Origin of the sequence: Paenibacillus sp. EZ-K15, from assembly GCF_002573715.1 — a bacterium.
Taxonomy (GTDB): Bacteria; Bacillota; Bacilli; order Paenibacillales; family Paenibacillaceae; genus Paenibacillus_AQ.
This window is the reverse complement of the sequence record NZ_PDHM01000028.1, coordinates 251,651-271,562: the sequence shown is the minus strand read 5'-3', so window position 1 is coordinate 271,562 and position 19,912 is coordinate 251,651. Positions and strand designations below refer to the sequence as shown.

Genomic DNA, 19,912 nt, shown 5'->3' with positions numbered 1-19,912 from the left:
TCGTATTTTTTGTTCGTATTCTGAGATGATCGATATGAAATTAGCCTCTGTCCAATGCAAAGAAGACACACCTAAGAATGAGATGTGTCTTCTTTTACTGCTTTCTGCAGCGTCAAGGTAACGGTGGTTCCTTCACCCAGCGTGGATTCCAGTTGGGCGGTGTGATTCAGCTTATGGGCAATTTCACGGACAAGATACAGGCCCATACCGGTGGATTCATGATATTGCCGACCGCGCTCTCCGGTGAAGTAGGGATGGAACACCCGATTGATGTCCTCGGGCGCAATGCCGATACCCTCATCGCGTATATGAAGTTTGATGTGTTTCCCCGCTTCTTCTGCGGTTAATTGAATCTTCTTGCCGGGGCTGCCGGAGTAGTTCACAGCGTTCGTCAGAATCTGACCCAGCATAAATCGAAACCACTTGGCATCCGTATAGACGGAGATCTGATCATCGATTTGGAACACCGGCGTAATGCCCTTACGAATGAACAGCTTGCGGTTCTCGACCACGGATTCGCTTACCACGGCACGGAGCAGGATGGCTTCTACCGCGAAATCCTGCTCAAACCGGTCCAGGCGCGCGGTATACAGTACCATTTCGAGGCCTTTGCGAATGCGCTCAAGCTCTTCCCGAATATGTTCGGCGGGTGCCTCTTCGACTTCATCGAGTGTTAGCTGAATCACCGACAGCGGGGTTTTCATCTGATGTACCCAGCGGTTGACGAAGGCCAGATGCTGGTCGGTTTGGCTTTGATGCCGATGCAGCTGTTCGCGGTATAAACGCTCATAATGGCCAATCCGTTCGTGTATCGCTTCCGGCAGTGGCGCTTCACCCAGGGGAGGGCTTAAGAATTCCTTCTCCGAAAGCCCCTCGGAAGAAAGCTCTTGATACATCGTGCGATGGGAAAGATACCGGTATGCAAGATAGAGGAGCAGCACGACACAGCTCAATAGGACCCCGTATAGCACGACAGTAAAGGGTCTGCCTTCACCGGTAAGCCAGTACAGCAGGGGGACAAGCAGCATTTGAACGGTAAAAAACAGAATGAGCGGGAGATGCTCCCGTAAGAAAAGTTTCATAGGGGCTCCCCGCCTTTAATAAACCGGTAGCCAGCTCCACGGACAGTTTCGATAAGATCTCCGGCACCCAGCTCACGTAGTTTGCGGCGAACCCTTGTAATATAAACATTTAACGTATTGTCATCAATGAAATGCTGATCTTCCCACATCAGGTCCAGCAGCCGCTCACGGCTGACCACACGGCCGTCTTTTTCCATCAGCATCGTCAGCAGGGCTGCTTCCTTCTGAGTAAGCTCAGCTGACTCGTCTCCATAAGTCACGACGAATCGCTCCGGATAGATGATGAGACCGGCGCTTTCGACGGTATGCTCATCCTCCTGACCGGAGGCATAGGCACCAACTGCACGGCGCAGGTGGCTGCGGATCTTCGCCAGAACAAGCTCCATGTCAAACGGCTTCGTAATATAATCATCCGCCCCGTTTTCCAGCGCCATAATCTGATCCATGCCACTGTCGCGCGCCGAGATGAAGATGATCGGGCAGTGCGATTGGGTACGGATTTGCCTGCACCAGTAGAACCCGTCGAATTTCGGCAGATTGACGTCTAGCAGAATCAGATCCGGCTTCGTATCCGTAAAAATGTCCATGACGCGGCTGAAGTCTTCGGTGATCCGTACGTTAAAATCATATTTGGAAATAGCCGACTTTAATTTATCCGCGATGCGTTCATCATCTTCCACAATCAGGATGGTATACACGGTTCCAGCTCCTTTTAACTCCAAACTACATCATGTACCTACTATACCGAATTGGAGATGATGTTGGAAATCCAGTGGTCCATGATTCTGAATTGGAGGTAATCTATAAGAACTGCGAGGAGAATGAACCCGATGCTGGCAATCAAAGAAAGCAATATCGCTGATTTCAGCTGTAGATGGAATCTGCTGCGGATGGCCGCTCGAAACCAAAACCATAGCGCAGCAATGGAGATTATAATCAAGAGTATAGGTTTCCAAAAGAATTGCGCGTTGATATCAATGTCGGACACTCGCATGGCAACACCTGTTGACATGAAGATGGAAAATATGAATGTGACATATAGTCCGACTGTTGCCGACCATCCCCATGTCTTTTGTGCCCATGCCCCTAACGAAGCGGCAATGAACAGGAGAAATATAACGAGAGATAATAGAATGTAGGCCCCTTGAGACAAGAACGAAGGATCAAATGTCTCATTGGTAAATCGGATAGAATCCCGAACACGGTTATACCCCAAGATAGCAACGATAATCACCTGAATGATCGCGGCTATAGCGATGAAGCGTTGTTCCCGATTTGGCATGCTGTACACCTCTTTTATGTTTTGATTATTTTACCATAATCTAGATGGAATAGGTCATAACTTACCAAGTATATGAGATGCCCAAGCGAGTTGTGAGTCATGGTACGATCCCGAATTAACCTTTGCCCAGGCCCATGCATAAGATGTAGTCACATAAAACCTGCTGCCTGGGAAAGGGCGTGACTTCATATGGGGATTCATTTAACCGCGATTCACTGGGTGTACCTGGCGTTTATCGTCTTGATCATGACGCTGTTGATTCGGCGGCGCGATACGTCGCTTATTTGTATTACCGGAATATTTGCGCTTGGCCTTCTGGCTACGGAAACGCTAAGCGGCTCGGTCTCCGGCGTGTTTCATTCATTCATCTATGCGACCAAAGAGCTGATGGGCACCATCATGATTATATCGATCATCGTGGCGATGAGCCGAGTCCTGATCAAGACGGGGATCAACGAGACGATGGTGGCCCCGCTAACCCGGTTTCTACGTACTCCCGCGATGGCTTACTGGGGCATCGGAATCATTATGATGGTCACGTCCTTTTTCTTCTGGCCGTCACCGGCAGTTGCGTTAATTGGTGCAGTCCTGCTGCCTGTGGCCATCCGTGTGGGTTTGCCGGCCCTTGGTGCTGCGGTGGCAATGAATCTGTTCGGTCACGGCATTGCGCTATCGGGAGATTATATTATCCAAGGTGCGCCTAAATTAACAGCGGATGCAGCCGGATTGCCTGTATCCAGCGTTATGGCTGCCAGTGTGCCGCTCGTGATCGTCATGGGACTTGTGACAACCGTAACGGCATTCTGGATGATGCGCCGAGATCAGCGGAACGGCAGCTGGAGAGATGGACTGGTAACCATTAAAAGCACGGGAGACGCGCTTACCACGCGTACCGAAGAGGATGATGCTGTTTCGGCGGTATCCCCGGTAATGAAAAAATGGTTGGCTATCGTCATTTTGCTGTTGTTCGCGGCAGACGTTGTCGCCATGTTCATCCTAAAGCTGCAGGGCGGAGATGCAACGGCCTTGGTCGGCGGCACAGCCGTCCTTATCCTCAGTGTCATTGCCTTGCTGGCTCACCGCAACCGGGGATTAGAGAAGGTCACCTCGTATTTGATCGAGGGATTCATGTTTGGATTCAAGGTATTCGGTCCCGTCATTCCTATTGCGGCGTTCTTTTATCTGGGGGATGCGGCATTTACCGAATTGTTCGGTAAAGTGCTTCCGGAAACATCCCATGGGATCGTGAACGACCTGGGGGTTGCCCTCGCGAATGCGGTGCCGCTGAACGGTGCGGTGGGTTCGGTAACATTGACGATCACCGGCGCCATTACAGGGCTTGACGGTTCGGGCTTCTCGGGTATATCGCTTGCCGGCTCAATCGCCCAGCTGTTTGCAACCGCCATCGGCTCGGGAGCGGCTACCTTGACGGCGCTTGGGCAGGTTGCCGCAATCTGGGTAGGAGGCGGCACGCTCATTCCTTGGGCATTGATCCCGGCCGCAGCCATCTGCGGGGTCAGCCCATTCGAGCTTGCAAGACGGAATTTGAAGCCGGTGCTGATGGGGCTGGCCGTGACTACTGTTGTGGCGATGTTTCTGGTGTAAGCTATAGCAAACATAAAGCGCTGACAGTATTCGTCAGCGCTCGTTTAGTCTGTTGAGGAACCGAAGTCGGTGATATTCATGTTTACCTCATACGTAATGGGAACATGACTAAAAGTTTCTTCCCAGTTCTCCTTCACTTTTTTCCAAATTTTCGGGTGCTTGATGCGCAGCCGTTCTCCAAAACCCCCAACGTCCACATGATAGACATGCTGCATTTTGTCCAGGACTTGTTTGATCTGTTTACGGGCCTCTTCTTCAAACTGCTGCTCCAACTCATGGATATATTCCCCGGATGAGGGGATTTCGGGGAAGCTCCAGTCCTCGATTAATCTGCCATCCGATTCGATTTTGATATGAAAAGAAATCTCGTCTCCCTGAACTTTAGGAATGATGGTGCTCTTGGAATTCTTTGGCTCGAAGGTTACGGTATGCCCGTTTTTTGGCGCATATGTCTTCAAGGCTCCTCCCTTAACATCTCCCATGACCCATATTAAGCCTTCCAAATCATATTGGCTTAACTCTCCGATCCATTTCTTGGAGCTGCCTTTAAAAATGGCGGCTCCTGAAAATTTATGCTCGCTTCGGGCGGTAACGACATTCTGCAATAGGAAGCTTTCCCCCGATTGCATGGTGCTGTCGAGCTTAATGAGTGACATGGGGGGAATGATTTTGTTGGAGCGATAGCGGTTATCCACGAGTCCCGTTAAGTAGAGAGCGGGGATTTCCCCAGGCTCGGTGGAGCTCAACGCTTCAAGTGCGCTGCGGTGGCTAACCACCACCAGACAGCTGGGGCGGACATCGTTATCGCGGAGAATAAAGTCAAATATCTGTTCCAAGCTATACCTTTTGGCTAGATCGCTTGAAACCACGATAACCTTCAGATGGTGGGCAACAATCGGACGGTCTCTGCGTAAAGAAAATTGACGGAAGATTTGGAAGACGGAATCTCCCGTTAATTGTTCATTCAGGTAAGCCTTGCTTGGTGATGAGGAACTGCTCCCGCTTTGTTTCTCATTTTTCCCTGTAATCGGGGGTACAATCTGGACCGTTGCCGTAACCACTTTCTTTTTGGGGTAGGCTGCTCCCTGTTGATTGATCTCCCGTTCGAACCTGGACTCATTCGCAGTATCCAGTCCCAAACCTACAATGACACTGACATCCTCAATCTCGTTGCTGCTCCAGCAGCCGGTTGTCAGAAAAAGCAGCAAACTTGCCGACAATACGGACGCATATCTTATGTATCTGTTCATTTCGGCTTCACACCTTTCTTGCGGACGATGCTGATCAGTAATAGTATGAGCGGCAATCCACCGAATAAGTAGATCGACATGTAACCTACGGTATCTCCCAGCTTGAACGTCTCCGATACATCTTTCGGAATCATTGCAATGAGGAAGATAACGGGAAGCATGATGAAGAGGAAGGGGCGTATATTCTTTTTCAGCAGCTGGGACCAGCCTAGTGAGGCCGCGTAATGCGCGACGGTAAAGGTCGAGAATATTTGCATGATCCAGATGACAAGCAGCAGGGATTCAAAACGCTCGAATATCAGGCCCTGCATTTCAAAACTTCGCATTAAGTCCAGTGTCGGCCAGGTTCTCTTTTGCACACCGTGAATGGAGATCCCCCCAATAACCATAATGACGGTGATTAAATAGATGACCATAGGAACCGTAATGCCAACGAGCATGGCTTTGGTACCTTTCTTGGGAGACTTCATAAACGCCATGGCAACAAACATAATCTCGTAACCGATGAACGATAGCAGCGATGGTTTAATCCCTTGCAGAACAGGCATGAATCCTGAGCCAAGCACGGGTCTTAAATTGTTGATATCAAATATACTGCTGCTTAACAGAATCGCTATGATAAAGAAAACAAGCGTAATCGGCAGAATAATTTCGTAGATTCTAGCGATGCAGTTGATTCCTCCTGTGGATAAATATAGACCGATCCACATGAAAGTCATCACGATGGCCCAAACGGGCGTACCCTCCAGTAGATATAACCCCGTTACCTCCGCCATAACCCGGATCTCAAAAGCAGCTATAGTAATGAGATAACTAATAAACAGCAAACTCAAAATGAAGGCCACCCATTTTCCCGTGATTTCGGGTACGAACTGAAACCATGTTTTTCCCTGAAATCTGCGGCATAATATCACGACGATGAATCCTGCCAGCAGGATGATCAAACCGGAGAGGAGAATGGAGATCCATACGTCCGGGGTTTTGGCCGCCTCCACCGTCGTTCTGGGGAGCGTCAGTATACCGGCGCCCAGCATGTAGTTAATGATCATGACGGCAGCTTGGGAGGTGGTAATCTGGTCTTTGGTCTGGATACTGGAGCCGCTCATGGTCCTACCTCATTTCATGCTTAGTTTGATTAATTTCTGCGGTCGGGGTCTTGCGGTTTTAACATTTGAGGTCGTTTCTTCATCACCTTCAAGGGGAAGCGGATGAGGAAGTCCTTCAAGTCACTTATCCCGTAAGGCACCATTGGACTTGCATAAGGTACGCCGAAGCTCTTCAGTATGACCAAATGACTGCAGAGAAGCAGGAAGAACATAACGACTCCAAATAACCCAAGCACTGCCGCAAAGAACATCGCGGTAAACCGGAGAACACGCAGCGTAATGCCGGCACTGTAGACCGGGATCGTGAAGGAGGAGATCGCGGTTACTGCCACGACAATAACGAGAAACGGACTAACAATTCCGGCATTTACGGCAGCATCGCCAATAATCAGACCGCCTACGATACCCATCGCAGGTCCGATTGGTTTGGGCAATCTGATACCGGCCTCCCGTAATATTTCTATGGCTATTTCCATAATGAGCGCTTCAATAAGTGAGGGAAAAGGCACACCTTGCCTGGATTCAATAATTGTTAACGCTAGCTTGGTCGGAATTAGACCGGGATGAAACGAAATAAACGAAATGTACAGTGCGGGAGCCAGAAGTGCCAGCAGGGCGGAGAGAAAACGCAATAAGCGGACAAACGATCCCGAGATCCATCTCTCGTAATAATCCTCCGGCGACTGCAGCAGCATGCTGAACGTGACAGGCACGATTAGAGCATACGGCGTGCCGTCAAGCAGGATAGCTACCCGCCCTTCCAGTAAAGCCCCGATCACCCTGTCGGGTCTTTCCGTGTTTTGCACTTGCTGAAAAGGACTCATGGCATTTTCCTCAATCAATTGCTCGATGTATCCCGATTCAAGAGGGTCATCGATTTCGATTTTCTGAATTCGCGTAACGACCTCATCGACCAGCTTCGGGTCGGCAATATCTTTCATATAGGCGATGACCAGATCCTTTTTCACGCGGTTCCCTACCTCAAATCTGGTAAGGAGCAGACTCTCGTTTTTTCCATGTAGTCTTAGCAGCCCCGTATTGTCTGACAGTCTCTCGGTAAACCCGATTCGAGGACCTCGAAGGAGAGCCTCGGATAAAGGCTCTTCTATATTTCGACTCTTTCCCTTGGCTGAACCAACCAGAAAGGCGCCTTGCATTCCCTCAACCAACAAACCAGGTGTGCCCGCAAGAACAGCTTGTACGAGTTCCAATAATCCACCAACATGCTTAATCTCGCTTACAGGGAGCATCTGGCTGCTGACGTAGGCTTTGATAGCATCGCTTGAATGATTAAAGTTTTCCTGCTCCGCTTCCGGAATTCCCACCAACATGAGGGGCCTTATGAGATGGGTGTCCATAAGATCGCTATCCATCAATCCGTCGACAAAAACGATGGCTGCCCTCGTTCCCGTGCCCCGGATCGTAAATTCCCTGAATTCCACGTCCCAATTGTTACCGATTGCTTTACGGACGGATGTTAAATCCGCATCGTAAAACCCCGTCATGAGAGCCTGCGGTGAAATGCTATCCTCCCTCTCGGGGGGAGAGGGTTTGTTCGGTTTGAGGGAGTAACTCGAATTAATAGATTTCCGAAACCAATTGGTTAACGCCAGCAAGAGGATGGGTACCAGTACGAGTAGTAAAGCTTGAACCCAAATCGTCCACTTCGGAATATAGGATACAATCACTGACCACAACGACAATCACCCCGCGATCTCTTAGTAATCGATCATAATGTGAATCAAGTGTATTGTTACCCGAGGTGATCTTGAAAATTCCTGTTATTTCAATATTAGGAAGAAGACTCTGTGTTGTTGATCTTATATAACCAATTGCTGAAAAGCGGGATAACAAAAAAGGGGCATCCCCAGGCTGCTAACCTAAATGGGGATGCCCCTTACTTATATGAGCATAGCTGTAACAGTTACTTCTTCGATATCGAGAACGGCAGCTCATCAGAGCTGTAAGAACGGTAGCTTGGAGCCAGTCCGAGACGGAAATCAAGGGACTTGCCTGCCAGTATATCCTCATGCGTAATGTACAGCTTGGTATAATCCTGTCCCTCTAATTGAACGTTCGCAACGAAATTGGACTGCGGATTATTGTTGTTGGTATGAACCAACATCTGCTTCCCGTTTGGCAGCTCAATGCTCACGCTGTCGAATAACGGGATACCGAGGACGTATTCATTGCTGCCTGGACATACCGGGTAGAAGCCCATGGAGCTGAATACATACCATCCGGACATGCTTCCATTGTCCTCGTCACCCGGGAAGCCGTTAAAGCCGCTGTTGAACAGGTTCGACATCAGCTGCTTAATGACAACCTGGGAAGAAGCCGGCTGCCCTACATAGTTGAACAGATAAGGAATATGGAAGCTTGGCTGGTTGGAAATCGCCAGCTGGCCATAGTCGATGGCAGCCATCTCACTCATCTCATGAATTTCAAAGCCGTAGCCCCGCACGTCGAAGTCCGGTGCTTTGTTGCACAATTCGGTGATTTTGTCGAAAAAGCGTTCTTTCGAACCGTACTCCTCAATCAAACCCTGGAAATCCTGGAACACTGCAAAGCTGGTCTGCCAGGCGCTTCCTTCGGCATAATCGAGCCCCCAGCTCGTATCGCTAAAATCCGGTCGAAACTGGCCGTTCGGATCCTTTGCCCGCATGAACCCGGTTTCCGTATCGAAGATATTCTTGTAGTTGAGCGCGCTCTGTCTATATTGATCCGCTACATCTGATCGGCCCAAGACATCGGCCACGCGGCTGATGCAGTAGTCGCTGTATGCGTAATCCAGCGTGTGGTTCACGCTCTCGTGATAGGTGTTTGGCACGTAACCGTACTGTATGTAGTCCATCGTTCCCTGACGTCCATAACAGTCCTTTCCGCTCTGCGTGGTAGCAGCAGTCAGCATGGCTTCCAGCAGCTCCGGCATCAGGTGCGGAGCCAATCCTTTAGCCGCGGCATCCGCAATGACGGCATCAATAAGCGTACCTGGCATCAGTCCGCGCTCATCCGGAGACAGCCATTTCGGCAGGAAGCCGGTTTCGCGGTAGGAATTCAGGAAACCTTCCAGCATTTCTTCATATTCTTTCGGAGCGATGATGGAATAGAGCGGATATACGGTTCTGTAAGTATCCCAGAAGCCGTTGTTGGTATAGAGAATCCCTTTCTTGACAGATCGGGCCGTTGTATCGTAATGTACCGGCTCCATGTTGGCATCAAGCTCATAGAACTTCTGCGGGAACAGGAACATGCGGTAAAGGCAAGTATAGAAGGTCCGCATATATTCTTCGTTCGGGTGAGTGACCCGGATTTTGTTCAGGTAATGATTCCAAGCTTGTGCAGCCAATTCCTTCTGCTCATCCAGGGATGTGTTCAGCGCGCGCGCAAGGTTAAGCTCTGCTTGTTCCAGGCTAATAAACGACGTTGCCAGTTTAACCTCCAGCACGTCCCTTTCACAGTCTTTGAAACGAATGACGACATGCTGGTCGACACCGCCAAAAGCAACCTCAGGGAAGAACTGGCCTTCCTCGTTGTAATAACCTGTTGTTGCGAGATCTATGTCCTTGCTAAAGCTCATGGCTACGTACATACGGAACCCGTCATCGTGACAGCCTGCGAAGTTGCTGACATAGCCCGTTAGTCTGCGCTGGGCTGCATCCAGTCGGAATTCGCTTTTGTTATTAACGTTCAGCACGAAGCCTGCCTGCTGCCCGGAATTGTATTTCATCCGCATTGCCGCACCGTAGGTGCTGGGAACCAGCTCCGTGGTAATGTTATAACGCTGCTGCTTCACTTTGAGATAGTGGGGCTTGAATATAGCTTCTTCGGGCCGGTAGGAGCTTTGACAGGTGAAGACAGACCCTCTGATTTTGTCGTCCGCAATCGGCGTCATCAGGAAGTGGGCGAAGTCGCCCATCCATGGACTTGGCTGGTGTGTCAGGCGAATGCCTTGGAAGACGCGGTCATTGGGGTTGAAGAACCAGCTTCCTTCGTTTTTGGTTTGGACAACAAAGTGGTTCATACCGAAAGGTACACCCGTATAAGGGAGCGCATTCCCGTTGGAATAAGTGTACTGATTGTTGGTGCCTTGCCTTGTATCGATATAGTTTAACATGCAAAAGTCTCCTTTGATTTTAGAAATAGGCGTGTTACAGCTTCTTTACGGTCTGACGTTCAATGAGACGAACGGGAACTACGACATTCTCATTAGGTTGATCCAGGGAATTCTCGATCAGGGTGATAAGGCTTCGTGCAGCTTGATATCCCATCTGTCCAAAGTCCTGGGATATGGTGGTTAGCTTGGGTTCAACGAAGCTTGCGAGATGAATGTTGTCAAAGCCCACGATGGAGAAATCATCCGGTACCGACAGACCCAGCTCTTTGGCAATCTGAATGATCTCGATGGCAATCAGGTCATTCTCGGCAACAATCCCCGTAATTCCCTGCGTCACAACGGATTGAATAAACTGAATATAGTATTCTCTGCCGTTGTCGTTGTCATGGGTTAAGTACCGGTCGGTCAAGTCACTGACGCTGTAATCGATCAGGCTGTAATCATACAGAGCCTTCAAATAACCGAAATACCGCTCTCGGATCGAGGAAGAGTTCTCTACCTTCAAGGAGGAGATAAAGGCGATTTTCTTATGATTATTCTCGATCAGATGTTTGGAGGCCAGGTATCCGCCGCCGAAGTTGTCGGAGACAACGGACTGGAATGGAATGCCTTCAATGCATTTATCCATCGTCACAAGCGGGTACTTTGCCAGGTGATACTGATACAGAATGCCAAGATCCGAGATGCTGCTTATCGGGTAGAGAATCAATCCCGAATTGGCGCTTTGAAGCGCGACCTCCAGCAGCTTCCGCTGTCCGACAATCGTATTGGACTGAATGTTCAGGGTATAGTCGGTCGTTGCGAGAAATTCGTTGATGCCTTTTTCATAATCTCCAAGCCCCGGGTTATGAGTGAACGGTAGAATCAGCAGGATCTCCTTGTTCGTCTTGCCCAGGGGCCTGTGCGGGGCCCTGTCTGTGCTCACGAAACTTCCCTTACCTTGGATCCGGTAGATCAGCTTGGCATTCTCCAGCTCGGTCAGCGCCCTCTTCGAGGTGATCCGGCTGACGTTGTATTCTTTCGAAATCTCAGCTTCGGTCGGAAGCTGATCTCCAGCCTGGAGCTCCCCGGATTCAATCTGGGCTGTTAGAGCATTTACGATATGTTGATATAGTGGAATTTGTTCCAAAGCGGATCTCCTCCCTGAATTTGATATATCATTTTGTGGCGTTTATGTCAAAGTCTAATGATACTTTTGATAAAAAGTTACAGTTGTTATGTTTGAATATACAAAAGAAATACACTGTTCATTGTGCATGTAGTTCAAAGATTTATGTTCATAGTATCGTTTCCGCAGTTATATTTCAAGATTAGGCGCTCTCAGCACCAATAAATTGGAGTGAATTAATTGGTATATATAATAAACGAATACTACTATTAGTTGATATATCAAATATTCAAAGGGTGGTGGGCATTGATTTGACAGTTTATCACTTGAGTGATAAATTGACTGTGATTAAGGTAGGGGAGGTGTAGGAAGTCAATGAAACAATTGGGATTTCATCAGGAGAACCGATTAGCCATGCTGTCCTGGATTCGGATCACCCGTTTTCAACAGATCGGCAATCACCTCACGAATGAGTTCTTACAGCCGTTCTGCATCACGGTTGCCCAATTCGACGTCTTGATCCAGGTCTTTGCACACCAACCTTTATCACAGCAGGAGCTGGCCGAATATCTTTCCATTAGCGGCGGCGGTGTTTCCCATATGGTGAAACGACTGGAGAAGCTGGGCCTGATTGTCCGCAAGCAGGATTGGAAGGTAAAGTATATCTCGCTAACGGATAAGGGACAGGCCTTGCTGGAAGAGATTATCCCGCTGCTGTCGGATTTCCAAACCTCTATGTTCGATATTCTGGATGAACAGGAGTTGCAACAGCTTTACAAGACCATGAGGAAGCTTCATCAGTATAATGTAAAGAAAAAGTCGGCAAACCCGGGGGGTATTGTCGAGGAGCAGTAGCTGAAGATCACGATGGCTGCCTTGCTTTCTTGCCGGAAATAGGATGGATAACTGAAAACGAGGAGGAGTCCCTTTAGAGGATTCCTTTTTTTTATATGAGCATTTTGCATAATTTCGTTTTCGACTTAAAGATAGCAGCATCTGCTAGCAATCAAAGCTTAATGCGCGGCTCGATTCTAAGAATGGGCAGACCTGCAGAATTTTAGCGTTTGCTATTTTTACGTTTGGAACAGGAGGACATCCGATGAATAAAAACTAAATGACCCCATCATACTAATGCCGTACTCAATCTGGGACGGCATTTATATGGTGAGGTGTGTTTAGTGGGATGGAACCAACATTATGACCCATTAAATAATATCTGGTTATCGGCAATTGTTGCTACAATACCAATATTATTTTTTGTTATCGTTTTGTCAGTATTCAAAGTTAAAGGCTACATAGCAGGAGTTTTGAGTGTTATTATTGCGGCGTTGATTGCAATGTTTGCTTACGGAATGCCTTTTTCTAAAGTATTGGGAACTGGAATTTACGGGGCTTTAGCAGGAGTTTGGCCAGTGGCAGCAATTGTATTAGCTGCAATATTTCTTTATAAGTTAACGGTTAAAACCGGGAAATTTGAAATCATCAAAGAAAGTATAATCTCAATAACTCCGGACAAACGCATCCAAGTATTACTGATTGCCTATTGCTTTGGGGCATTTTTAGAAGGTGCTGCCGGGTTTGGAGCCCCAGTCGCAATAACAGCGATAATCCTCGTTGGATTAGGTTTCAAACCAATCAATGCCGCCGGTATATGCTTAGTTGCTAATATTGCGGGAGGATCATACGGTGCAATGGGGATACCGGTAACTACACCTGCCCAATTGACTGATTTATCTCCATTAGATGTAGCAAGCTATACATCTTATATCATTCCGATTGTCAGCTTCATTGTTGCATTCTTAGTTGTATTTCTGGTTGATGGAATAAAAGGCATTCGTGAGACTTGGTTATCGATCGTTGTTTGTGGAGGATCATTCGCCTTAGTACAATTTGTAGTACTCAATACGATTGGTGCAGTTCTCGTTGATATTTTGGCTGCAAGTTTGAGTTTGATTGCTCTCACGATATTTACTTTGTGGCGTGAAAAAACCAAATACAAAAGTGATTTTAGACAAGTTACCGTCGCATGGCTACCATTCATCATGCTCACCGTATTTGTAATTTTGTTTTCACAAGTTACATTTGACGATCTCATTTTAAAGATACCAATCCAAGGTGTTCATAACGAAATTATCAAGCATCCACCAATAACAACCGAACCTAGTCCATATGCGGCGATTTTCAACGTGGATCTGTTATCTTCAACCGTTACCGCGATCGTACTAGCAGGATTGTTGACTATTTTAATTTACCGTATTAAATGGTCAACAGTAAAAAGTTCAATAAAAGATACTTTTAAAGAACTGCTATTCCCAATCATAACGATATGCAGTGTTTTAGCCTTTGCTTATATTTGTAATTATTCCGGAATGTCGTCTACGTTAGGATTAGCATTCGCTTCGACTGGAGGGTTATTTCCATTATTCTCTCCAGTGTTGGGTTGGATAGGTGTATTCCTAACTGGATCAGTGGTCAACAGTGGGTCATTATTTGCACCACTTCAAGCAGTAACGTCTAGCCAAATCGGAATTGATCCCGGGTCAATGGTTGCAGCCAACGTTATTGGTGGCGACATGGCTAAAATGATCAGCCCACAATCGATAGCCGTAGCGGCAGCATCAGTGGGTTTAAGTGGACAGGAAAATCAATTGTTTAAATTTACAATCAAAATAAGTCTAATATTCCTTGTTTCCATTGGGATAATAAACCTATTACTATACTAGGAGGATTTATGAAGAACAAAATTAGCCGAGTGGTATTAGTGGGAACAGGAGCGGTAGGTTGTAGTTATGCCTACGCCTTGATCAATCAAGGTGTTGTTGAAGAGTTAACACTAATTGACATTAATGAAAAGCGAGCAGAAGGTGAAGCAATGGATTTACAACACGGTATGGCATTTGCTTCAACCACTACTCGTGTGACTTCTGGTACGTATGCTGCCTGCGAGAAAGCCGATCTCGTGGTTATTACCGCAGGTGCCCCCCAAAAGGACAAAAATGAAACACGTCTTGAGTTGGTTGGTAAGAATGCGGAGATTATTCGAAGTATTACCAGAGATATTATGGCGAGCGGATTTAATGGTATCATCTTAGTTGCAAGTAACCCTGTTGATATTATGACTTATGTTGCTTGGAAAGAAAGTGGTTTATCAAAAGAGCGTGTAATCGGATCAGGAACGACTTTAGATAGTGCTCGCTTTCGTTTCATGTTGGGTGAATATCTTGGAGTCGATCCGCGTAATGTTCATGCTGCAATTATTGGAGAGCATGGAGATAGCGAAGTACCGGTTTGGTCTCAAGCAGCTATTGGGATTGAAGGTTTAGAGAAAGTATTGGCTAGACGTAACAACTCAGGAGATAAAGCTGCATTACTGAGTATTTTCGAAAATACACGAGATGCCGCATACCACATTATTGATCGAAAAGGTGCTACCTATTATGGCATTGGTATGTGTTTGGTACGGATCACTAAAGCAATATTCGCAGATGAAAATAGTATTCTCCCGGTGTCATGTTTGATGGAAGGACAATATGGGCAAAGCGATTTGTATTTAAGTACACCTGCTGTAGTAAATCGTACTGGAATTAAGGAAGTTATTGAAATTGATTTGAATGAAACCGAAAGACAGATGCTTGAAAAATCAGCAGCTGTTATGAGAGAAATGATCCATGGACTTAATAAATGAGCATTTTGCATCGATTTAAAGATAGCAGAATCTGCTAGCAATCAAAGCTTAATGCGAGGTTCGATTCTAAAAATGGGCGGACCTGCAGCATTTTAGCCTTGCTATTTTTGAAAATAGACTTTCTTGGAGAATATACAAGGTGACTTCCTCTATTCTAAGTTAGGGTGAAGTCCCTTTTTTATGCTTGGAACTCCTTGTGTAACAAGGGCTCAGGTTACTGCAAAATGCTCATATACATAGCAGGAACGTTCGTTCTATAATAAAGCCGATGAGTAAATGATTATACAGGAGGGTGTTGTAGTTGAAGAAGAGTGCGCTATTGGTCATTGATGTGCAGAATGAGATGTTTCAAGTGAATGATCCGGTATTTGAAGGGGATCGATTGCTCCACAATCTCAAGCAGCTGATCGCAATAGCTAGAGGCGGCGGCATTCCTGTCTTTTACATACAACATAATGACGAAAGTTTGAAGGCAGGGTCGGAGCCGTGGAAGATTAACCCCGAGATTGCGCCTGCGATGTCGGATACAATCATTCAGAAGACTAGACCGGATTCATTCTATAACACGACGCTTGAGGAAGAACTGAAACGAAAGGGTGTCCAACATGTCATTCTTGCGGGTATGCAGAGTGAGTTATGTGTAGATACCACATGCAGGAGAGCATCCAGTTTGGGCTATGATGTCACGCTGGTATCAGATGCTCACAGCACCTGGAACAATTCGGTGTTAACCGCGCAGCAGATCATAGATCATGTGAACGCTACCCTGAAATGGTTTGCGGACCTAAAAACAACAGAAGAGATCGTCTTAACGACAGAAGCCGGCGTGTAATCGCCGGCTTTTTTCATATTGAATAGGTAAGAGAAAGTGATTCATCAATTGGAACGGCTTCCCCCTAACTCGAATTTCCGGATTAGAATATTCCTTCAGGTACCTTTCCTTCCCAGCAATCCGGTGCGTGCAGCCCCAGCACATGACCGATGACAGCGGCCGTGTCCATGATGCTGATCGGTGCATCGAGAAGGCCGGGTTTTACGCCCGGACCCGTGATCCCCCAGGTGATGGTCATATCCATCGGGTGATCACTGCCATGGTCATTAGGATGAGCGCCTCCGCCGCCGTGATCCGTGACCGTGATGATCCAGGTGTCTTCCAGCAGCTGCTGATCATCCAGTGCCTTGACAATCATGTCTACGTACTTATCCGTAACGGCAATCTGCTCCAGCTGCTTATCGGTACCGAATCCGTACTTGTGGCCCGCACCGTCGGGGTGATCCAACTGAATGAACATCAGTTTGAAATCGGGCTGCTGATGAATATAATCGACGATGGCTTCCGTCAGCTCGGGGTCCGGTTTGGATTCCATATGAACGTTGATCGTATTCTCAATGATTCCTGTGTTGATCGGTTCCCAACAGCTGAATGCAGACAGAGGAGCATCCGGCCATTGCTGGCGGGCCAGCTTGAATAGTGAAGCATAGGGGAAACTCCCCGGAATTTGCTGGTGAATTGCCCGGTCATTATCAAGACCGTGCTGGTCCGGTCCTACGCCATATAACAGCGAGCCCCAACATTCAGCACTGATGCTGGGAAATACGGTCTGCGCATCGTACGAGTATGCTCCTGCTCGCAGCAGGGCGTGAAGATGCGGTGCGTCCGCTTCTTGAACGAACCTGCCTGCTCCATCAATTCCAAGAATAACGACACGTTTAGCCATCGATAACTCCTCCTCGGTAAGAACCATTTAATCTTTAAGCATTGAAATTGAATAAGACATTATGCAAAATGTGTACAGGATTGCTGACATGCGATGACGACGATTGCTACCCCCATAAGGCAATGGTCACGATACCTAGCGTGATAAGCACGGACGTAATGATTCGCCGCCAGCCTTGCTGCTCACGCAGAACGATGATGCCGAGTATGGTCCCAAATACCGTGCTCATTTCACGGACTGGCGCGATGTGCGCAAGCGGGGTGAGCCGCATGGCGAACAGGAACAGCAGGTAAGATCCCGGTGCCAGGATGGAGCCCAGCAGGATCGTGCGCCAGTTCACCGACCATTCCTGTTTTAGCCCTCTGGACAGCATCACGGGAACGATCAGAGCGATGAAATAACTGATATTGGATAACTGGATTAGCGCGATAGGGGAGACCCCTGCATCCAGAATGGCCTTGTCGGTCAGGGTATATCCGGAAATGCAAAGCCCGACCAGGCAAGCGTAGCTTAAGGCTTTGGGGTTCAGGCTGGAAGGGCCTTTAAATCTCAAACCCGATAAAGCAAACAACGAAAAGATAATGATACTCAGGCCCATATAACCCGCTGCACTTAGATGCTCATGAAACAACACGAGGCTGCACAGCGAAGTCAGCATAGCGCCAAGCCCTCGCATAAACGGGTATACCTGGGACATATCGCCATGAGTATAGGCTTTGGAGAGCAGCGTGATATAGAAGCCTTGGATGGTCATGGACAGAAGCATAAGTCCGTAAATGTGCGGTTCCAGCTTCAGCCCTGACATCTCCATGAGAAAAGAAGGCATCAGGAGGATTAAGGTGACAGAATGGATGCACCACAGAAACACCGATTTATGAATGCTTCGCTTCGTGAACAGATTCCAAAGGGCATGTGTTAAACCGGAAGACAGCACCAGCAGCAGTGATAGCAGCTCCATCAGAAATGTCCGATAAGGACTTCAATGCTGCGAGCGGACAGATTATCCACCCATTCCTGTGAACAGCCTGGATCCGTGATAACCATGGAGATGTCCTCCAGTTTGGCGAGCTTCGAGAACGTGGTGACCCCGAGCTTCGTATGATCGGCAAGGACGATGCCTTCCTCGGAACGCTCCAGCATTTTTCTTGATATGTAGGCTTCATCCAGATCATAATCGGTAATGCCGTCGGTTAATGAGATGCCGCCGGCCGAGATAAACGCTTTATTGACCTTGAACTGTTCCAGCAGCATTTCGGTCAGAGGACCTGTTGCCGCCTGTTTGGCCCGGTCCATATCCCCGCCGATATAAATAATCTTTCCCTGGAAAATCTCCATCGCCAGATTCAGGACCGGCAGCGAGTGGGTGATGACCGTGACATCAGACCGGTCCTTAAGATAACGCATGACTTCAATCGTGGTTGTTCCGTTATCGAGCAGAACGGTCTCCCCTTCCTTAACTAGGGAAGCTGCGAGTCTACCAATCGCGGCTTTTTCCTCTGCGCATGTCTGGGAACGACTCGTGAAGGAAGGCTCAATATGCCCGGAACGGGATTTGACGGCGCCGCCGTAAACTTTGCGCAGCTGGCCTTCTTTCTCTAACCGGTCCAAATCCCTCCGGATCGTTTCCGCGGATACCTCGAGCTGCTCCGCAAGGGCGTGGACTTTCACCTTGCCTTCAAGCTCCAATTGATTTAAAATCTTCCCCCTGCGTTCCTCATAGGTTACAGACATAAATTCATTCACCTCAATATTGTATATGACTGATGTTGACCGAAGATGTGGATTTGATCTTATATTAGGCTGGTAAAACGAGTTTGTCAACGAAAAATCATTGACTTTTCGTCGATTCATCCTCTAATATACACATAAAACCACAACAATTCATTAAAAAACCACATTTCCATGTAAAGGAGACGGTAATGTTGAAGCCAACACTTCAATTCGGAGACGATCATACCTTCAAGATCGTGCAGTTCACAGATATTCATTGGAAGAATGGGGAGCCGGAGGATCAGATGAGCCGGCGCTGCATGGAAACGGTACTGGACCTGGAGCAGCCGGATCTGGTGGTATTTACGGGCGATCTCATTTATTCCGGGGAAGCCGATCCCGGCTGGAAAAGGTGCCAGGATCCTGTGCAAGCCTTTAAGGAAGTCGTCAAGACGGTGGAGTCACGCGGAATACGCTGGGCTTTCGTATTCGGGAATCATGATACGGAGGGGGATGTCACGCGTGAAGAACTTATGAATGCTGCCCTGCAGCACACCTATAATTGTGCAGAGCACGGCTCGCCGGAACTTCACGGCGTCGGTAATTATACGATTCCTTTATACGACAGTCATGGGAAAGACACGGCGGCCGTTCTGTATTTCTTCGATTCAGGGAGAGAGTCCGAGCATCCTGCTGTTCCGGGGTACGATTGGATTCGGCGCGATCAGATCCGCTGGTATGAGATGGCGTCCTTGGCTTACAGCGCCAAGCATCAAGGAGATCCGCTGCCCGCATTGGCTTTTTTCCATATCCCTCTGCCGGAGTATCATGAAGTCTGGGAGCGGAAAACGTGCTACGGGAGCAAGTTCGAGAGAGTGTGCTGTCCCGAAGTGAATACCGGTCTGTTCGCGGCCATGCTGGAGCGGGGCGATGTGATGGGCACGTTTGCCGGACATGATCATATCAATGATTACTGGGGTGAATTGCACGGCATCCGTCTCTGTTACGGCAGAGCTACCGGTTATGGTACATATGGCCGGGAAGGCATGCTCCGTGGTGCGAGGGTTATTCGCCTGCATGAAGGACAGCGGCAGTTCGACACTTGGATTACGCTGAGCGACGGCTCGCAAATACGGGAGCAGGAGAAGCATGAACCCGGGGCGCCCCTCTGATATACGACAATAGAGGTTGTTCAAAAAGTCCGCTTTTGATAAGAAAACCTCTATCGAGGCCACTTCAAGGATGAGCG

At 48.0% G+C, this 19,912-nt stretch carries 17 protein-coding genes; 6 read left to right on the top strand and 11 right to left on the bottom strand.

What is annotated here, in order from left to right:
- Positions 1-71: 71 nt before the first annotated feature.
- Genes CRG97_RS31520 through CRG97_RS31510 form a run of 3 tightly spaced genes read right to left on the bottom strand, consistent with a single transcriptional unit; the run spans position 72 to position 2,364 of the window.
- Positions 72-1,082 carry a sensor histidine kinase gene (locus tag CRG97_RS31520; RefSeq protein WP_098749417.1) on the bottom strand — a complete coding sequence of 337 codons (1,011 nt, stop codon included), beginning with the start codon at positions 1,080-1,082 and terminating at the stop codon, positions 72-74.
- Positions 1,079-1,780 carry a response regulator transcription factor gene (locus CRG97_RS31515; RefSeq protein WP_098749416.1) on the bottom strand — a complete coding sequence of 234 codons (702 nt, stop codon included), beginning with the start codon at positions 1,778-1,780 and terminating at the stop codon, positions 1,079-1,081. The genes CRG97_RS31520 and CRG97_RS31515 overlap by 4 nt, the downstream gene beginning before the upstream one ends.
- Before the next feature lie 41 nt (positions 1,781-1,821).
- On the bottom strand, positions 1,822-2,364 hold the full coding sequence (locus CRG97_RS31510; protein ID WP_098749415.1) for a hypothetical protein: 543 nt from the start codon (positions 2,362-2,364) through the stop codon (positions 1,822-1,824).
- A 189-nt stretch (positions 2,365-2,553) separates the two neighbouring features.
- On the opposite strand from CRG97_RS31510, the gene CRG97_RS31505 reads away from it, so the two are divergent.
- Entirely contained in the window at positions 2,554-3,969 is a 1,416-nt protein-coding gene (locus CRG97_RS31505; RefSeq protein ID WP_098749414.1) for a hypothetical protein, read from the top strand.
- A 44-nt stretch (positions 3,970-4,013) separates the two neighbouring features.
- On the opposite strand, the gene CRG97_RS31500 is transcribed toward CRG97_RS31505, so the two are convergent.
- From CRG97_RS31500 to CRG97_RS31480, 5 genes are all read right to left on the bottom strand, one after another.
- On the bottom strand, positions 4,014-5,219 hold the full coding sequence (locus CRG97_RS31500) for a Ger(x)C family spore germination protein (RefSeq protein WP_098749413.1): 1,206 nt from the start codon (positions 5,217-5,219) through the stop codon (positions 4,014-4,016).
- On the bottom strand, positions 5,216-6,325 hold the full coding sequence (locus tag CRG97_RS31495; RefSeq protein ID WP_098749412.1) for a GerAB/ArcD/ProY family transporter: 1,110 nt from the start codon (positions 6,323-6,325) through the stop codon (positions 5,216-5,218). The genes CRG97_RS31500 and CRG97_RS31495 overlap by 4 nt, the downstream gene beginning before the upstream one ends.
- A 29-nt stretch (positions 6,326-6,354) precedes the next feature.
- Positions 6,355-8,022 (bottom strand): spore germination protein, encoded by a 1,668-nt coding sequence (locus tag CRG97_RS31490; protein WP_098749626.1) that lies wholly within the window; start codon positions 8,020-8,022, stop codon positions 6,355-6,357.
- A 227-nt stretch (positions 8,023-8,249) separates the two neighbouring features.
- Positions 8,250-10,442 carry a GH92 family glycosyl hydrolase gene (locus CRG97_RS31485; protein ID WP_098749411.1) on the bottom strand — a complete coding sequence of 731 codons (2,193 nt, stop codon included), beginning with the start codon at positions 10,440-10,442 and terminating at the stop codon, positions 8,250-8,252.
- Between the two features lie 34 nt (positions 10,443-10,476).
- Complete coding sequence (locus tag CRG97_RS31480; protein ID WP_098749410.1) at positions 10,477-11,571, bottom strand: GntR family transcriptional regulator; 1,095 nt, start codon at positions 11,569-11,571, stop codon at positions 10,477-10,479.
- 354 nt (positions 11,572-11,925) lie between these two features.
- On the opposite strand from CRG97_RS31480, the gene CRG97_RS31475 reads away from it, so the two are divergent.
- The 4 genes from CRG97_RS31475 (at position 11,926) to CRG97_RS31460 (ending at position 16,067) form a co-directional block, all read left to right on the top strand.
- On the top strand, positions 11,926-12,405 hold the full coding sequence (locus CRG97_RS31475; protein ID WP_098749409.1) for a MarR family winged helix-turn-helix transcriptional regulator: 480 nt from the start codon (positions 11,926-11,928) through the stop codon (positions 12,403-12,405).
- Positions 12,406-12,728: 323 nt separating this feature from the next.
- A complete protein-coding gene (locus CRG97_RS31470; RefSeq protein ID WP_481856229.1) occupies positions 12,729-14,273 on the top strand; it encodes an L-lactate permease in 1,545 nt (514 codons plus the stop codon).
- A gap of 8 nt (positions 14,274-14,281) precedes the next feature.
- Positions 14,282-15,235, top strand: a complete 954-nt coding sequence (locus CRG97_RS31465) for an L-lactate dehydrogenase (protein WP_098749407.1) — start codon at positions 14,282-14,284, stop codon at positions 15,233-15,235.
- A 301-nt stretch (positions 15,236-15,536) separates the two neighbouring features.
- Entirely contained in the window at positions 15,537-16,067 is a 531-nt protein-coding gene (locus CRG97_RS31460) for a cysteine hydrolase family protein (protein ID WP_098749406.1), read from the top strand.
- Positions 16,068-16,149: 82 nt separating this feature from the next.
- Here CRG97_RS31460 and CRG97_RS31455 read toward each other — a convergent pair whose 3' ends face one another.
- From CRG97_RS31455 to CRG97_RS31445, 3 genes are all read right to left on the bottom strand, one after another.
- Entirely contained in the window at positions 16,150-16,953 is an 804-nt protein-coding gene (locus tag CRG97_RS31455) for an alkaline phosphatase family protein (protein WP_098749405.1), read from the bottom strand.
- Positions 16,954-17,059: 106 nt separating this feature from the next.
- Entirely contained in the window at positions 17,060-17,911 is an 852-nt protein-coding gene (locus CRG97_RS31450; RefSeq protein WP_098749404.1) for a DMT family transporter, read from the bottom strand.
- Entirely contained in the window at positions 17,911-18,684 is a 774-nt protein-coding gene (locus tag CRG97_RS31445) for a DeoR/GlpR family DNA-binding transcription regulator (RefSeq protein ID WP_098749403.1), read from the bottom strand. The genes CRG97_RS31450 and CRG97_RS31445 overlap by 1 nt, the downstream gene beginning before the upstream one ends.
- Positions 18,685-18,875: 191 nt before the next feature.
- On the opposite strand from CRG97_RS31445, the gene CRG97_RS31440 reads away from it, so the two are divergent.
- Positions 18,876-19,835: a metallophosphoesterase family protein gene (locus CRG97_RS31440; RefSeq protein WP_098749625.1), complete on the top strand. Its 960-nt coding sequence runs from the start codon at positions 18,876-18,878 to the stop codon at positions 19,833-19,835.
- Positions 19,836-19,912 lie beyond the last annotated feature (77 nt).

Coding starts and splice junctions, on each gene's coding strand:
- CRG97_RS31510 (WP_098749415.1), bottom strand. CDS start 2,364: ATGCCAAATCGGGAACAACGCTTCATCGCTATAGCCGCGATCATTCAG.
- CRG97_RS31455 (WP_098749405.1), bottom strand. CDS start 16,953: ATGGCTAAACGTGTCGTTATTCTTGGAATTGATGGAGCAGGCAGGTTC.
- CRG97_RS31465 (WP_098749407.1), top strand. CDS start 14,282: ATGAAGAACAAAATTAGCCGAGTGGTATTAGTGGGAACAGGAGCGGTA.
- CRG97_RS31475 (WP_098749409.1), top strand. CDS start 11,926: ATGAAACAATTGGGATTTCATCAGGAGAACCGATTAGCCATGCTGTCC.
- CRG97_RS31445 (WP_098749403.1), bottom strand. CDS start 18,684: ATGTCTGTAACCTATGAGGAACGCAGGGGGAAGATTTTAAATCAATTG.
- CRG97_RS31495 (WP_098749412.1), bottom strand. CDS start 6,325: ATGAGCGGCTCCAGTATCCAGACCAAAGACCAGATTACCACCTCCCAA.
- CRG97_RS31450 (WP_098749404.1), bottom strand. CDS start 17,911: ATGGAGCTGCTATCACTGCTGCTGGTGCTGTCTTCCGGTTTAACACAT.
- CRG97_RS31500 (WP_098749413.1), bottom strand. CDS start 5,219: ATGAACAGATACATAAGATATGCGTCCGTATTGTCGGCAAGTTTGCTG.
- CRG97_RS31520 (WP_098749417.1), bottom strand. CDS start 1,082: ATGAAACTTTTCTTACGGGAGCATCTCCCGCTCATTCTGTTTTTTACC.
- CRG97_RS31505 (WP_098749414.1), top strand. CDS start 2,554: ATGGGGATTCATTTAACCGCGATTCACTGGGTGTACCTGGCGTTTATC.
- CRG97_RS31485 (WP_098749411.1), bottom strand. CDS start 10,442: ATGTTAAACTATATCGATACAAGGCAAGGCACCAACAATCAGTACACT.